At 74.1% G+C, this 14,270-nt stretch carries 15 protein-coding genes; 7 read left to right on the top strand and 8 right to left on the bottom strand.

Translation table 11 applies throughout. From position 1 onward, the window contains the following. Positions 1–109 precede the first annotated feature (109 nt). A complete protein-coding gene (locus DKT68_RS16800) occupies positions 110–628 on the top strand; it encodes a TrmH family RNA methyltransferase (RefSeq protein ID WP_109818356.1) in 519 nt (172 codons plus the stop codon). Positions 629–639: 11 nt separating this feature from the next. Here DKT68_RS16800 and DKT68_RS16795 read toward each other — a convergent pair whose 3' ends face one another. Next, positions 640–1,275, bottom strand: coding sequence for an alpha-ketoglutarate-dependent dioxygenase AlkB (locus DKT68_RS16795; protein WP_109818355.1), 636 nt, complete (start codon positions 1,273–1,275; stop codon positions 640–642). 74 nt (positions 1,276–1,349) lie between these two features. Between DKT68_RS16795 and DKT68_RS16790 the strand changes: the two genes are divergently transcribed. Beyond that, the gene (locus tag DKT68_RS16790; protein ID WP_236646931.1) at positions 1,350–2,000 is read left to right on the top strand and encodes a pyridoxine/pyridoxamine 5'-phosphate oxidase; all 651 of its coding nucleotides are present in this window, start codon (positions 1,350–1,352) and stop codon (positions 1,998–2,000) included. A gap of 10 nt (positions 2,001–2,010) precedes the next feature. Here the strand turns inward: DKT68_RS16790 and DKT68_RS16785 are convergent, their stop codons facing one another. The 6 genes from DKT68_RS16785 to pseB all read right to left on the bottom strand — a co-directional run bounded on the left by DKT68_RS16785 (position 2,011) and on the right by pseB (position 8,675). Further along, on the bottom strand, positions 2,011–3,078 hold the full coding sequence (locus DKT68_RS16785) for a PseG/SpsG family protein (RefSeq protein WP_109818359.1): 1,068 nt from the start codon (positions 3,076–3,078) through the stop codon (positions 2,011–2,013). Next, the gene (locus tag DKT68_RS16780) at positions 3,075–3,797 is read right to left on the bottom strand and encodes a glycosyltransferase family protein (protein WP_269089858.1); all 723 of its coding nucleotides are present in this window, start codon (positions 3,795–3,797) and stop codon (positions 3,075–3,077) included. Before DKT68_RS16780 ends, DKT68_RS16785 begins: the two co-directional genes overlap by 4 nt. Positions 3,798–3,862: 65 nt before the next feature. Next, complete coding sequence (locus tag DKT68_RS16775) at positions 3,863–5,686, bottom strand: methyltransferase domain-containing protein (RefSeq protein WP_109818353.1); 1,824 nt, start codon at positions 5,684–5,686, stop codon at positions 3,863–3,865. After that, positions 5,676–6,524, bottom strand: coding sequence for a hypothetical protein (locus DKT68_RS16770; protein ID WP_109818352.1), 849 nt, complete (start codon positions 6,522–6,524; stop codon positions 5,676–5,678). The genes DKT68_RS16775 and DKT68_RS16770 overlap by 11 nt, the downstream gene beginning before the upstream one ends. A gap of 10 nt (positions 6,525–6,534) precedes the next feature. Further along, entirely contained in the window at positions 6,535–7,695 is a 1,161-nt protein-coding gene (locus tag DKT68_RS16765) for a DegT/DnrJ/EryC1/StrS family aminotransferase (protein WP_109818351.1), read from the bottom strand. Further along, on the bottom strand, positions 7,692–8,675 hold the full coding sequence (gene pseB, locus DKT68_RS16760; protein WP_109818350.1) for a UDP-N-acetylglucosamine 4,6-dehydratase (inverting): 984 nt from the start codon (positions 8,673–8,675) through the stop codon (positions 7,692–7,694). The genes DKT68_RS16765 and pseB overlap by 4 nt, the downstream gene beginning before the upstream one ends. A 366-nt stretch (positions 8,676–9,041) precedes the next feature. Between pseB and DKT68_RS16755 the strand changes: the two genes are divergently transcribed. After that, the gene (locus DKT68_RS16755) at positions 9,042–10,775 is read left to right on the top strand and encodes a C-type lectin-like domain-containing protein (protein ID WP_109818349.1); all 1,734 of its coding nucleotides are present in this window, start codon (positions 9,042–9,044) and stop codon (positions 10,773–10,775) included. A 109-nt stretch (positions 10,776–10,884) separates the two neighbouring features. Here DKT68_RS16755 and DKT68_RS16750 read toward each other — a convergent pair whose 3' ends face one another. Continuing rightward, positions 10,885–11,436 carry a GNAT family N-acetyltransferase gene (locus DKT68_RS16750; RefSeq protein WP_236646930.1) on the bottom strand — a complete coding sequence of 184 codons (552 nt, stop codon included), beginning with the start codon at positions 11,434–11,436 and terminating at the stop codon, positions 10,885–10,887. 58 nt (positions 11,437–11,494) lie between these two features. Between DKT68_RS16750 and DKT68_RS16745 the strand changes: the two genes are divergently transcribed. The 4 genes from DKT68_RS16745 to DKT68_RS16730 form a co-directional block, all read left to right on the top strand. Further along, positions 11,495–11,746 (top strand): acyl carrier protein, encoded by a 252-nt coding sequence (locus tag DKT68_RS16745; RefSeq protein ID WP_109818347.1) that lies wholly within the window; start codon positions 11,495–11,497, stop codon positions 11,744–11,746. Continuing rightward, entirely contained in the window at positions 11,743–13,047 is a 1,305-nt protein-coding gene (locus DKT68_RS16740; protein WP_109818346.1) for an AMP-binding protein, read from the top strand. Before DKT68_RS16745 ends, DKT68_RS16740 begins: the two co-directional genes overlap by 4 nt. Next, a complete protein-coding gene (locus DKT68_RS16735; RefSeq protein ID WP_109818345.1) occupies positions 13,040–13,795 on the top strand; it encodes an SDR family NAD(P)-dependent oxidoreductase in 756 nt (251 codons plus the stop codon). The genes DKT68_RS16740 and DKT68_RS16735 overlap by 8 nt, the downstream gene beginning before the upstream one ends. Before the next feature lie 34 nt (positions 13,796–13,829). Then, positions 13,830–14,270, top strand: a 441-nt coding sequence (locus DKT68_RS16730) for a hypothetical protein (RefSeq protein WP_201749074.1), incomplete at its 3' end; no start/stop codon positions are given.

Genomic DNA, 14,270 nt, shown 5'->3' with positions numbered 1-14,270 from the left:
GGGGTGGGGCGCGGTATGGTGAGCGCTCTGTCGTCGGCGAGGGCCCGGGTGCGCCGCTAAGCACCTCTCACATGATCTTTCTTCTGTCCGGCGGAGTCGCCGGCGCGGCGTGAGCGCCGCCATCCGGGTCCGGCCGCCGCGCGAGTTGCGGGCCGCTCGTCGGCCCCGACCGCACCGCTGCTGGGGTCACCTGATCGCCGCCCCGCTCTGGCCGCTGCACGGCGCAAACCTGGGCACCCTGCTGCGCACCTGCGACGCGGTCGGCGCCTGCCTCGCCGTGCCGCCGTTCCGCTGGGTTGACGAGGCCGTGGCCCGGGGCAACACCCTGCGCCAGGCGGGCTGCGTCCACCGGGTCGGCAGTCCGCTGCGCTGGCTGGCCGCCGAACGAGCCGCCGGCGCCCGGATCCTCGGGGTGGAGTTGGCCGACGAGGCCCTCCGGCTCGGCGATCTGCCCGCCGCTCGGGGGCGCACGGTGGTGCTGCTCGGGCACGAGGCGACCGGCATACCGCCCGAGGCGCTCGACCACCTGGACGCTGCCGTGGAGATTCCCATGGTCGGGCACGGCCACAGCCTGAACGTCGCCGTCGCCGGCTCGCTGGTCCTCTACAAACTCGCCGGGCTCCTCTAGCCCGGGAGGGGTCACGCGACGTTGACGGGGCGGAACTGGACGCTGACCCGGGGGCCCACCGGACGGGTGGTCTTGGGGATGGTGTGCTCCCAGGTGCGTTGGCAGGAGCCGCCCATCACGATCAGGTCGCCGTGGCCGACTGGGAAGCGCAGGCTGTCGCCGCCGCCGCGTGGGCGCAGCAGCAGCGGCCGGGGCGACCCGAACGAGACGATCGCGACCATCGTGTCGGTGTGCGCGGAGCGGCCGATGGTGTCGCCGTGCCAGGCCACGCTGTCGCGCCCGGAACGGTAGAGGCACATGCCGGCGGTGACGAACGGCTCGCCCAGCTCGGGCGCGTAGTGCCGGGTCAGCGCCGCCCGTGCCGCGGTGAGCACCGGGTGCGGCAGTTGGCGGTCGCCGTCGTACCAGCAGAGCAGGCGGGGCACGTCGACCTCGCTGTCGTACATGGTGCGCCGCTCGGCCCGCCAGGGCACCTCGCTGAGCAGGGTGTCGAGGACCGCGTCGGAGCCCCGCACCCAGCCGGGCAGGTGGTCGACCCAGGCGCCCCGGGTGAGCTGGTGCCGGCGGATCTGGCCGGGCAGTGGCCCCAGGGTCGGCCCGGCGTCGGCCAGGTCGAGCATCGACGGCTGGTAGGCGGCCTGCGTCATGCGGCCACCCTAGCAGCACTTTCGTACACCCGTGCCAATTGGTGTGTCGGGCCCGGATGCGGCAAGATCAACACGTGAGCATCCGTGATCTCCTGCGCGGCCTGCCGGTCTTCGCCCGGCCGCTACCCCTGTTCGCACCCGGCGACGCCCCGGATCATCCCGACGACCTGTTCGTGTCGTGGCTCGGCGAGGCCGTCGCCGCCGGTGTGATGGAACCGCACGCGATGACGCTGAGCACGGTCGACGCCGACGGGCTTCCCGACACGCGCGTCCTCCTCCTCAAGGACCTCGACGACCGGGGCTGGCAGTTCGCCACGGACGCTGACAGCGCGAAGGGCCGACAGGTCGCCGGCCAACCCGGTGCGGCCCTGGGTTTCTACTGGCGCGAGCAGGCACGACAGGTCCGCGTCCGCGGGAGCGTCACGCCACTGGACCGGCAGGCCTCGGCCGGCGACTTCCTCGCCCGACCCGTCGGCTCCCGGGTGGCGAGCCTGGCCAGCAGGCAGAGCGAGGTGTTGGCTGGTCCGGCCGACCTCGAGCACGCCCTCGCCGCCGCCGAGGAGGCCGTCCGGGACGACCCGCAGGTCCTCTGCGCGAGCCACACGGTCTACGCGGTGACGCCGGTGACCGTGGAGTTCTGGCAGGGCCATGCCGAGCGACGGCACGTGCGCCTGCGGTACCGCCGGGTCGGCGACGCCTGGATCAAGGAGCTGCTCTGGCCGTAGGTGTTCGGTGTCAACGCCCCTGGCCGGTGACGGCGGCGGGGCGTACGGCGTCGAGCACCGCGTCCACGACCCGCGCGCGGCCCCGCCCGTCCACCGTGGACCAGGCTCGCGCGGCCAGCGCCGTACGCCGCTGCGGCGAACCGAGCAGCCCCTGCAGGGTCCGCGCGGCCGTCGCGCGGGCGGCCCGGCCGGCGACTCCGGCGCCGGTCAGCTCGGGCAGCTCGCCGAGGCCGGCGGCCAGGCCGTGCCGGACCACCCGGGTGTACGACTCCCGCTGGTTGTCGACCACGCAGACCAGCGCGGCGGGCGCGCCGAGGCAGCAGAGTTCCCAGGTGGACGTGCCGGCGGCGCTGACCACGAGGTCGGCCTCGGTGATCAGGGCCGGCAGCGAACCGGTGGGCGGGACCGGCCGGAGGATCTGCCCGCGCCCGGGGGAGATCTCCTCCAGCTCCGCCTCGATCTCGGGTCGGCCGACGACGACCGTCAGCTCCATCGGGTGTCCGGTGGCCAGCAGCACACGGGTCAGCACCGGCGCCGCCCCGACCGCGTCGGTGCCGCCGAAGAAGGCGAGCACCCGGGGTCGGCTGACCGCCGTGGCGGGCCGGGGCGCCGGTGGCCGGGCGGCCACCACCGAGTCGCGCAGCAGGGCGTACCGGCTGCCGGCGAGCAGCCGCCCGGGCAGCGCCCCGGTCTGCGCCCCGAAGTTCTGGTCGAGGTAGAGGTCGGCGTCCTGCCCTCGGGTGTCCCCGTCGATCACGGCGAGGGTGAACACGCCGGCGGCACGCAGCGCGCCCGCCCCGGCCGGGTCCAGCTCGTAGGAGTCGAGGACCAGCACGTCCAGCTCGTGGCGGCGGGCCGCCTCGACCAGCTCGGCGGGGGACTCCGGGCCCGGGTGCAGGGGGATGCCCCGCGCGGCCAGCTCCGCGGTGGCCCAGTCGAGACGGTCGACCGCGCCGAACACCGCGACGTGGGCGCCGCGGGCCTGGAACTCCTCGGCCAGCGCCAGGCAGCGGACGAGGTGACCGACGCCGCGTCGCGGCCCGGCGTCGCAGCGCAGTCCGACCCGTAGCGTGCTCAGGACTCCTCCAGCCGCTTCTGCCGTACGTCGGCGTTGAGCGCGCGCAGCCGGGGTTGCCCGTCGAGCCAGTCGGCGAGCTTGGCCAGCGGCACGCTGACGTCGCCGAAGTGGTCGGTCACCGCGCGGACCAGCGCCCAGTCCTGCTCGGTGTCGAGGGTCAGCCGCAGCGCGGAGCGGTCCGGCGTGAGCGTCACTCCGAGCACCCGGAACAGCTCCGGGTGGGTGTACGCGTACGAGGTCACGTGCACCCGGTCGTGGCCGGTGGCGAGCCGGTCCAGGGTGCGCAGCGTCTCCGCGCGGATGATCTCGACGTCCAGCCCCCGGGGCAGGGTACGGGCGATCGACGTGCTCGCGTAGTCCAGGCCGGGCACGGCCCGGTACACCGAGGCGACCAGCGCGATGATCTCCGGGTCGAGCAGCGGGCAGTCGGCGGTGAACCGCATGACCGCGTCGCCCGGGTGCGCCGCCAGGGCGCCGACGAACCGGCCGAGCACGTCGTCCACCGGCCCGCGGTGGCAGGGCACGCCCAGCCGTTCGCACTCGGCCACCACGGCGTCGTCGACCGTGTCGGTGCTGGTGGCGACCACCAGGTCGGCGAGGACCCCGCTGTCCCGGGCGGCGCGCACGACCCGGCCCAGCACGGAACGCCCGGCGAGCGGGCGGAGCACCTTGCCGGGCAGCCGGGACGAGCCCATCCGGGCCTGCACGATCCCCACGATCCGCGGGCCGCCGGCTGCGTCCGTGCCCTCCGTCGACCCCGGGCGGTCCGCGCTGTCGTGACCGTTCACTGCTGCTCCTCCTGCTTCGGGGCGAGCGCGGTGCGGGCCCGGCGCTTGGCCGCCCGGGCGCCCCGCTTGGCCAACCGGGCGGGGGTGATGGCGAGCCGGCCCACCCGGTAGCTGATCGACCCGCTGAGCAGGCTGATCTTCGCCTCCGCCCGCCGCAGCGCCCGTTCCCGCGAGGTGAGCAGCTCGTCGGTCCACCGGGCCAGTGCGGCGAGCCGGCTGATCTCCTCGCGCTGGCGCAGCCACGCCTCCCGGAGCTGCTGGTAGCTGCGGGCGCCGGCGGGCGGATCGGTCGGCTCGACGGCGTGCAGCTCGGTGGCGAGGCTGCCCCGGCTGTCGGTGTCGAGCCCGTGCAGCGCCGCGGTGATGGCCGCCTCGGCCTCCACCGCCCGCGCCACGGTGTCCCGGTCCAGGTCGCGGCCGGCGAGCCCGCCGAGCACGACGGTCAGGCCCGCCACGTCGAGAGTGGACGACCACGGGTGGGCGTACCCGCCGGTGAGCAGGCCCGCCGCGAAGCGCCACAGCCCGCGGGCCAGCACCACGTCGCCGGGCAGCGTGTCGGTGGCCCGCCAGCTCGGGTCGAGCACCGCGTAGCGGTCGCCGTCGACCACCACGTTGTCGGTGCTGGCCAGCGCCGCCGCGCCGGCGAGCCGGCCGTCGGCGTCGGCCTGGTCGGCGAGCCACGCCGCGTACCCGTGCAGCAGCGTGCGCAGCGTCGCCAGGTCGCGGCGCAGCGCCGCGTCGAGCAGCAGGGTACGCAGCAGCCGCCCGGTCGGCACCGGCCCGGCCAGCGCGCCGGGGTCCCGGTACGCGGCCTCGCGGCTGGCGAACGGCCCGGCGGCCGCGGTGATCGTGCCGGTCGGCGGGGTCAGCCCCCACCGCCAGCCCGACGGGCCGTCGTGCACCTCCAGCACGCCGATACCGGGTTGCCCGGTCTGCGCCAGCGCCACCGGCAGGTCGCCGCCGGCGGTCGGGGTGGCCCGGTCGTCGGGGCCACCGGGACGCCGGGCCAGCATCAGCCAGCTCGGCGCGAGGTCGGCGGCGCGCCCGGCGTGCAGCGCGTCCACCGCCAGCCGGGCCGGGTCCTGGAGCACCGTCTGTTGGGCGAAGCCCCGGGCGCAGGCGCCGTGCAGCACCGCGTCGAACAGTCCGGAGCCGGCGCCCCGGTCGAGCTGGTCGGCGTCGAGCAGGGCCGTCGCGGCGGTGTCGGCGTACGCGGCCCAGCAGGCGACCTGCCGCAGCCCGGCGTCGGTCAGCCGTGCGCGCAACTGGTCCCGGTTGGCGGGGTGGGCCTGGTCCAGCACCCCGCCGATCAGCCAGGCGGAGTCGTCGCGGCCCGCGTACCAGGGTGTCGTGGAGACCAGCCGGTGCAGCCCGAGCGGGTTGTCCAGGCGCAGCAGCAGCGCGCCACCCGGCCGTACCGCGGCGACCAGGCGGGCCAGCACCCCGTCCCAGCCGAGCCGGGCGCCCTCCACCGACTCCACCGGGTCCAGCCCGGCGCCGGCGATCACCACGTCGTACGTCTCGTCGGCGGGCAGCCCGGCCGGGCCACCCACCACCACGCGGGCGGCCCGCGGGGCCAGCGCCACCGCGTCCGGGTGGCTGCGCAACAGGCAGGTCACCTCGGCGTGGGCGAGCCGGTCGAGCAGCGCCGGGTCGTGCGGCCCGGCCAGCAGGACGCGGCCGCCGGCCGGCACGATCCGGGCGGCCAGAGCGGCCAGCGGCCCACCGTCGGCCAACCGCTCCTCCGGCAGGTCCGACCAGGCCAGCATCTCGCCGCCCGGCAGGGTGATCCGGCCGGCGGGTGCCGTCTCAGTCGTCACGGTCGTCCTCTTCCTCCTGGAGATGCGCCCAACCGAGCAGCTCACGCAGCTCGGCCGGCGTGCAGCGGTGGTCGGTGCCCAGCTCGGCGCGGGCGATCCCGACCGCGGTGGGCAGGTCGACCGCGGCGCCGTGCAGCTCCGGCCACTGCCGCCGGATGCGGGCGGTCCCGCCGAACGTCGGGTCCTCGTTGGACAGGATCATCGGGTCGCCGTAGACCGCCGGTTCGCAGCCGGCCGCGATGCCGTAGAAGATGGCGCTGGTCAGCCGGTTGGATGCTACCCGGCGGTGTCGCCGCAGCTCGGTCAGTTGCTTGTCGAGGAACTCCGGGTCGGTGTCCTTCCACCAGTGCCCCCGGTAGCCGTGGCAGATCACCCGGAACCCGGCGCGCTCGTAGAGACGACGCACGTGGCGCATCCCGTACTCGTGCCAGTAGAGGCAGACCGTCACCGGGCCGGGCTCGGTGTCCCGGATCCGGGCGATCAACGCCCGGTGGTCGCCCTTGACGTGCTGGCCCTCCCAGCCGTGGAACGGGTACCAGATGGTGCCCTCCCGCTCCTCGGCCGGTGGGTCCTCGGGCCGCATGGCGAGCAGGTAGATGAACGGGGCGCCGATGACGACCACGTTGCGTCGCCCCACCGACCAGGCGCGGCGGCGGGTCTGCTCGGACCAGAGCAGGCTGGGAGTGCGGTCGGCGTACGGATGGCCCGGGGCGAGTCCGTCGCCGATGTTCCAGCCGTGCTGCACGTACCCGTTGATCCGCGGCGGGTGCCGGTCGCCGAGACCGGCGTAGCGGGCCAGCACGTGCGCGTGGCCGTAGAAGTGGTTCGCGTGGTGCATCAGGTTCCCATCAGGCGGCGGCGGAGCGCACCGAGCCGGCCCGCAGGGCCGTGGCCAGCGCGTCGATGACGCGGTCCTGGTCGGTGTCGCTGAGCCCGGGGTAGAGCGGCAGCGACAGCTGCTGGGAGTAGAACGACTCCGCCACCGGGCAGGATCCGCGCCGGTAGCCCAGGTCGGCGAAGGCCGGGTGCCAGTGCACCGGAATGTAGTTGACCTGGACGCCGATGCCGGCGGCGCGCATCCGGTCGTACACCTCGCGGCGACGCCCGTCGAGCACTCGGATCGGGTAGAGGTGCCAGGCGGGTCGGGCCCACGCCCGGCGGCCCGGCAGCCGGACGCCCGGCAGGTCGGCGAGGGCCTCGTCGTAGCGGGCCACCAGCCGTGCCCGGCGGGCCAGGAAGTCGTCGAGCCGGCGCAGCTGGCTGCGGCCCAGCGCGCAGAGCACGTCCGGCAGACGGTAGTTCAGACCGAACTCGTGGACCTCCTGGTGCCAGCCGCCCTCGTCCGGCCACCGCTGCTCGTCGCGCTCGCGGACCAGGCCGATGGTGCGGAACCGGCGGGCGCGCTTCAGCAGCTCCGGGTGCGGGGTGACCACCGCGCCGCCCTCGGCGGTGGTGAGGTTCTTGGTGGGGAAGAACGACAGCGTGGTCAGGTCGGCGAGCGAGCCGACCGGCCGTCCCTTGTAGCTGGCGCCGATGGAGTGCGCCGCGTCGGCGAGCAGCAGCGCGTCGTGCCCGCCCAACGCGGTCCGCAGCGCGTCGTAGTCGGCGGGGTGGCCGGCGTAGTCGACAGCGGACACCACCCGGGTACGCGAGGTGGTCGCGGCGGCGGCCGCCGCCGGGTCGAGGGTGAACGTGTCCTCCTCGACGTCGGCGAAGACGATCTTCGCGCCGAGCGCGACGGCGCTGCTGGCGGTCGCCACGAACGTCATCGGCGGGACGATCACCTCGTCGCCGGGGCCGACGCCGGCCGCCGCGTACGCCACGTGCAGCGCCGCGGTGCCGTTGGAGACGGCCGCGCAGCCCGCGCCACCGGTCCAGCCAGCCAGGTCGGCCTCGAACGCGTCGACCTGCGGCCCGGTGGTCAGCCAGTCGCCGCGCAGCACGTCCGCGACGGCCGCGATGTCGTCCTCGGTGACGGAGTGCCGGCCGTACGGGAGCATCCCTGTCATGCGGTGAGGCCGAGCATGTCGCGGAGCTGCTCGACGCTGAGCCACTCGTCGTTGGTGTCCGACTGGTAGGCGAAGCCGTCCGGCACCGGATCGCAGTCGACCGGCGGCCGGTAGCCCCAGCCGGCGATGGTCGGCTGGACGATGTACCGGTCCTTGGCGCGCAGCGTCCGTCGGCTGTCGTCGGGCGCGATCATCTCCTCGTGCAGCTTCTCGCCGGGCCGGATGCCGATCTCGTGGGTGGTGGCGTCCGGGGCGACCGCCTCGACCAGGTCGAGGATGCGCATGCTCGGGATCCGCGGCACGAACAGCTCGCCGCCCTGCATCTGGTCGAACGAGTCCATGACGAACTGGACGGCCTGCTCCAGCGTGATCCAGAAGCGGGTCATCCGCTTGTCGGTGATCGGCAGGCTCTTGCCCTCGGCCGCCAGCCGGCTGAACAACGGGACCACCGAGCCACGGCTGCCCACCACGTTGCCGTAGCGGACCACCGCGAACCGGGTGGGGTGGTGGGCGGCGTAGTGGTTGGCCGAGACGAACAGCTTGTCGCCGACCAGCTTGGTCGCGCCGTACAGGTTGATCGGGCTCGACGCCTTGTCGGTGGAGAGCGCGATGACCTTCTGGACGCCCGCCTCGATCGCGGCGTCGACCACGTGCTGCGAGCCGGTGATGTTGGTGGCGATGTACTCGGAGGGGTTGTACTCCGCCGTGTCCACCTGCTTCAGGGCGGCGGCGTGCACCACGTGGTCCACGCCGTGCATCGCCCGGGTCAGGCGGTGCCGGTCCCGGATGTCGCCGATGAACCAGCGCAGCCGCGGGTCGTCGCCGAGCTGCTGGCGCAGCTCGTACTGCTTGAGTTCGTCGCGGGAGAACACCACCACACGGGCGGGGTCGGCCTCGGTGAGGATGTGTCGGAGGAAGGTCCTGCCGAAGGAACCCGTTCCCCCGGTGATCAGAATGGACGATCCATTCAACTCACTCAATTTGGTGCTCCCGTGATCGTGGATGAACCGGCGGCCCTCGGCCGGCCGACCGGGGTGAGACGCTAACCTCGGCGGGTTAACGGGCCGGCGCTCGCGGGTTAACCGCTCCCTCTGCTCCCGTGAATGCCGGGCACCGCGCGGGCAAACACTTCCGACCGTCCGGAGAGCGGGCTGACCAGGCCTGATCGGGCCGTTACAGTGGCCGCGCGAGCGACCCGGCCGCCCCTGTCCGCTGCCGGTTCCCGCGTTCACCCGACAGTCCGCACCACCTCGGTGCGAGCGGTTCACCCCCGACGTCACCGGCCGGACCGGCGTGCCCGATGGCCCGCGGTGGGTCCGGTCCGGCCGGCAACTCAGGAGGCGTTGATGGCATCCGGCAGCGACGTGATGCGACGACCGGCGGCGCCGGCCGAGACACCGCCCGCCGCACCCGCCCGGCACTGGCTGGTGCCGCTGCTGTTGGTCGTCGGCTGGGTGCTCAGCGTCGCCTGGCGGATGTGGCTGTCCCGGCACATCTCGCTGCCGATCGCGCACACCGACGAGGACAGCTACCTGAACACCGCCCGCGCGCTGGCCGGCGGGCCGGGAGGGCTCAGCAGCGAGAACGACCTGCTGCGCCGGGTCGGCTACCCGATGCTGATCTCGCCGGCGTTCCTCGGGGACCGGGACTTCACCGACAGCTACCGGCTGGTCCAGCTCATCAACGCGATGGTGAACTCGACGCTGTTGCCGCTGGCGTACCTGCTCGGCCGGCGGCTGCTCCAGCTGCGCCGGTCGTACGCCCTGTTCGGGGCCGTGGTGGCGGCCACGCTGCCGGCCACCGCCTTCTACGCCGGCGTCGCCATGATCGATGCGGTGATGGCGCCGCTGGTGCTCGCCTGGCTGCTGGCGGTGCACCGCTGGATCGGGCGGCCCGGCCCGCTCGCCGCGGCCACCGTCGGCCTGCTGGTCGGCGCGTTCCACCTGCTGCACTCGCGCGGCCTGGTGATCGTGGCGGTGCACGCCGGGCTGGTCCTGCTGCTGCTCATCCGCCGGCGGATCACCCCGCCCGGGGTGCTCGCGGCGCTGTTGCCGGTGCTCGCCCTGGCGCTGGCCAACGAAGCCGTCATCCGGCTGCTGGGGGACAGGGTCTACCTGCTCGGCAGCACCCCGGGCGGCAGCATGGTCGAGGCGATCGCCTCCGGCCAGGGCGTGGTCCGGGTCGGCGCGGCGGTCGTCACCCAACTCTGGTACCTCGTGGTGATCACGTTCGGAATGGCCGGTGTGGCCTGGGCCGCCGCCGTCCGGGAGCTGTGGCGCCCCCGCCGTGGCGACGCCACCCGCTGGACGATGGGCCTGGCGCTGGTGGTGAGTGTCGGAGTGGCCAGCGGGGCGTCGGCGATCCTGGCCGGCATCACCGGCAAGCCGCTGGATGCGATCTACGGCCGCTACGTGCAGATGCTGGCGCCGTTCTGGCTGCTGGTCGGGCTCGGGGTGCTGCTCACCGCCAGGCGCCGGGTCGTGCTGCGCCGGGCGGCCGTCGCGGTGGCCCTCCTGGTCGCGGGTGGCGCGGTCATCGCCGTGCGGCTCGCCTACGTGGCCAGCCGGGGGCACTCGCTGCGCTACGGCGGCTTCGGGGCACCGGACCTCATGGCGTTGACCGGCGGCTGGCGGGAGATGCGGCCGGTCGTCGGGTCGCTGATCGGCATCGGCGCCTGCCTGCTGCTCGTCGCCGCGGTCCAGGTGCCCCGGCTGCGGCTGCCGATCGTCGGCGTCCTGGTGGTGGTCAACCTCGTCACCATGCAGGTGATCGACCAGCGGTTGGTACGGCCGATGGCGGCGAGCACCGCGCCGACCCCTCGGGTGGCGGACGTCGGCGTGCGTCCCGGTGAGCGGGTGTGGGCCTCCACGGGCGTGCACTACGTCCTGCGGTTCAACCTGAGCCACCAGGTGACCTGGACCGACGTACGGTGGTTCCGCGAGCAGCCGCCGGCCGCGGCGCAGGTGGTGTTCACCCGCTGGGCACCCGGTCAGCCCGACGACTGGGACGGCACGCGGTACGGCTTCGTCCGGCTGGGCGGCAACGTCGATCAGAACTGGGCGGCCTGGCGACGGGTGTGATCCGTCTGGCTCCGCGCTCCGGTGGATGTCGCCTTTCGTGAACGGCGGATGTCCACCGGAGACACGTTCGGTTAATGGTGCCGGACAATTGCGCGACGCGTACCGGGAATCAGCGCCGGCGGCGATCGGCCCGATCCAGGGAAATCGGGATGACGGTGATTTCCCGGCCGTCGGACATCTCCTGTCGAGGGCTGCCCTCGACGAATCGGAAACGTCGGTTCATCTGCCGTACGACGGTGTTGTGCGCGAGCACCTCCCCATCGAGCCGGTCCAGGTGCAGACCGTCGAAGGCGTACTCGACGGCCTCCCGCATGACCCCCAGCCAGGCGGGCAGCGTCTCGCCCCGCTCGGCCAGCCCGTCGGCGTCCAGATAGAAGCCCCAGGCGCCGGTTCGGGGGCCGTCCAGCCGCAGGTCGAAGAAGGTGACCACGCCGCAGGGCAGGTCGTCGCGGACGTACACCAGCACCCGCCGGGACGGGTCGGCGCGGACCGCCGACCACCACCGGGCGTGCTCGTCCGCGGTGATTTCGTGGCTGGTCTTGCTGACCTGACGGTTGGTTTCCTGATTACGCCAGGACAACATCAGATGAACGTCGTCCGTCGTCGCTTCGCGCAGCACGTGCTTCTCGCTTTCCTGTCTTTTCTCGTCCGGTCCCGGCACCTTACCCGGGCACCCCGGCAGAACAGATATGCATTCGCTGGGCTGTAGACTCCGCCGCATGAACGAATTGAGTCGCGCGCAGATCCGCGACCTCATGGCTCAGGTGTTGAAGAACCAGGACAAGGAGCTGCCCGCCGACGACGCGGCGCAGCTGCGGGAGATCGGCTTCCGCTCACTGGACTTCTCCGAGCTGGCCCTGCGGGTGGAGGACGAGACGGGGGAGGAGCTCAACTTCGACGCCCCCGGCCTGCGTCGCATCGCCACCGTCGGTGACGTCCTCGACTTCCTCGTCGAGCTCCAGCAGCAGTGACCGTCGCGACACCACGCCCCCCGGTCGCGTACCCGGAGCCGGCCGGCGTCGACAACCGGCTCGTCGTCGGCGGCGCCGCGCTGACCTGGCGGACGCTGCCGACGCCGGCGCTGCCCGACCCCGCCGCGGTGCTCGCGCGCTCCGCCGCGCACGCGCTCGCCGCCGCGCGGCAGCACGCCGTGCACGGCACCGAGCTGCTGCTCAGCACCGCGAGCCGGGTCGACGAGGCGATGCGCGCCGAGCTGCAGGACGCCGGGTTCACCGTGACGGTCCTCGACGACGAGGGCGGGCACCCGAGCGCACCGGCTCGCCCGCGTGCCGCCGAACCGGGCCGGCTCTGGCTGCTGACCTCCGGTTCGACCGGCCGTCCGAAGCGGGTCGGGCACACCCTCGACACGCTGACGACCGTGCGAGCCGACCAGCCCGACCGCACCTGGCTCTGCCCCTACGCCCCCGGCACGTACGCCTGGTGGCAGGTGGTCACCCTGTCGCTGACGCAGCCCGGCCAGCACCTGGTGGTGGTCGAGCCGGACGAGCTGGACGACTGGCCCGCGGTCGCCGCCGCGCACGGGGTCGACGCGGCGTCCGGCACGCCGACCTTCTGGCGGCGCACCCTCTACCGGGACGCCGCCGCGCTGGCCCGGGTGCCGCTGCGCCAGATCACCCTCGGCGGGGAACCGGTGGACCAGGCGATCCTGGACCAGCTGCGGGAGGTCTTCCCCGCCGCCCGGCTCTCCTGGATCTACGCGTCCTCCGAGGTGGGGGCGTCCATCGTGGTGCACGACGGGCGGGCCGGGTTCCCGGTCGACTGGCTCGACCGGGAGGCCCCCGGCCGGCCGACCCTCTCCGTCCGGGACGACGAGCTGGTCGTCACCTCGCCGTACCACGGTGCCGGGCTGGCCGGTCCGGTCCGCACCGGGGACCGGGTGCAGGTGGTCGACGACCGTGTGCTGATCACCGGTCGGCTGGACTCCGACGAGATCAACGTCGGCGGCAGCAAGGTCTCCGCCGGCGTGGTCCGGGGTGTGCTGACCGGGCACCCCGCCGTGGCCTGGGCCCGGGTCACCGGCCGCCGCGCCCCGGTCCTCGGCCGGATGGTGGTCGCCGAGGTCGTCCTCGCCCGGGTGGCCGAGGCGTCCGATGGGGACGCCCACCCGGTCGACCGCCCCGCCGCCAGCCCGCCGGACGAGGCCGCGCTGGTCCGCTGGTGCGCCGACCGGCTGCCCGAGCACGCGGTGCCACGCCGCATCCGTGTGCTGACCGAGATCCCCGTCAAGGAGACCCTGAAGAGCGATGTCTGACCTCGCCGACACCCAGCTCGTTCCGCCCAGCTCCGTGGTCCTCGTCTCCGGCGGGTCCCGGGGGCTGGGCCTGGCCATCGTCACCGCCCTGCTCGACGAGGGCGTACGGGTGGCCGCGTTCGCCCGCACCGTCACCCCGGAGTTGGAGAAGCTCGCCGCCGAGCACCCCGACCGGGTGCACGTCGGCTCGGTGGACGTCACCGACCTGCGAGCCGCCCAGGGCTTCGTCCGCGAGGTGGAGCAACGCCTCGGGCCGATCGACGGCATCGTCAACAACGCCGCGATCGGGCAGGACTCCCTGCACGTGCACACCGCCACCGACGACATCGCCCGGATCATCGAGACCAACCTGACCGCGCCGTTGCAGCTCACCCGGCTGGTGGTCCGGCGGATGCTCGGCAAGGGGCTGCGCGGGCGGATCGTCAACATCACCTCGATCTGCGCGCAGCGTGGCTTCCCCGGTCTGGTCGCGTACTCGGCGACCAAGGGCGGCATGGACGCGGCCACCCGCTCGCTCGCCCGGGAGCTGGGCGGCCGGATGCTCGTCAACGCCGTAGCCCCCGGTTTCTTCGCCTCGGAGATGTCCGCGGTGCTGGGCCCCACCCAGCTCGACCAGATCGTGCGCCGCACCCCGACCGGTCACCTGACCGAGCCGGTGGAGGTCGTGCCGGTGGTCCGGATGCTGCTGCGGGAGCACACCAACATCAACGGCCAGGTCATCGTGGTGGACGGTGCCGCCTCCATCTGACCTGCACCGGGTTCCGCCGGAAGCGGCCGGGCCGATGTCCGTCGTCGTCCCGGCCGCGCCGTCACGCCCGGGCGGCGCCGGCGGGCCGCGCCCGGTGCCGGGGCTGCTGGCCGCCGCCGAACGGCACCTGCGCGTCGGCCCCCCGGCCGCGCTGACCGACGCGGTGACCCGCAGCTACCTCGACGACGGCCGCTGCGTCGGCTGGTACGGCCCGCCGGCGCCCGGGTGGCGGGTGGCGATCGACGCGGAGCGCGCCGACGCCCCGGTGCCCCCGGCGCTGGCCCGGCGGTTCGGCGCCGGGGACTTCTGGGCCCGGTGGACCCGGGCCGAGTGCTGCTGCAAGCTGGCCGACGTGCCGGTGGTCGCCTGGTGGCGCCGCTATGGACTGGGCACACCGTCCGACGGGGCGGCGATCTGGCGGACACTGCGGCTGGCCGACCTGGTGGTCACCGTCGGCTTCGCCCCGGTTCCCGCC

Source organism: Micromonospora acroterricola (assembly GCF_003172955.1).
Lineage (GTDB): Bacteria > Actinomycetota > Actinomycetes > Mycobacteriales > Micromonosporaceae > Micromonospora > Micromonospora acroterricola.
This window is presented reverse-complemented; position numbering and strand designations above follow the sequence as displayed.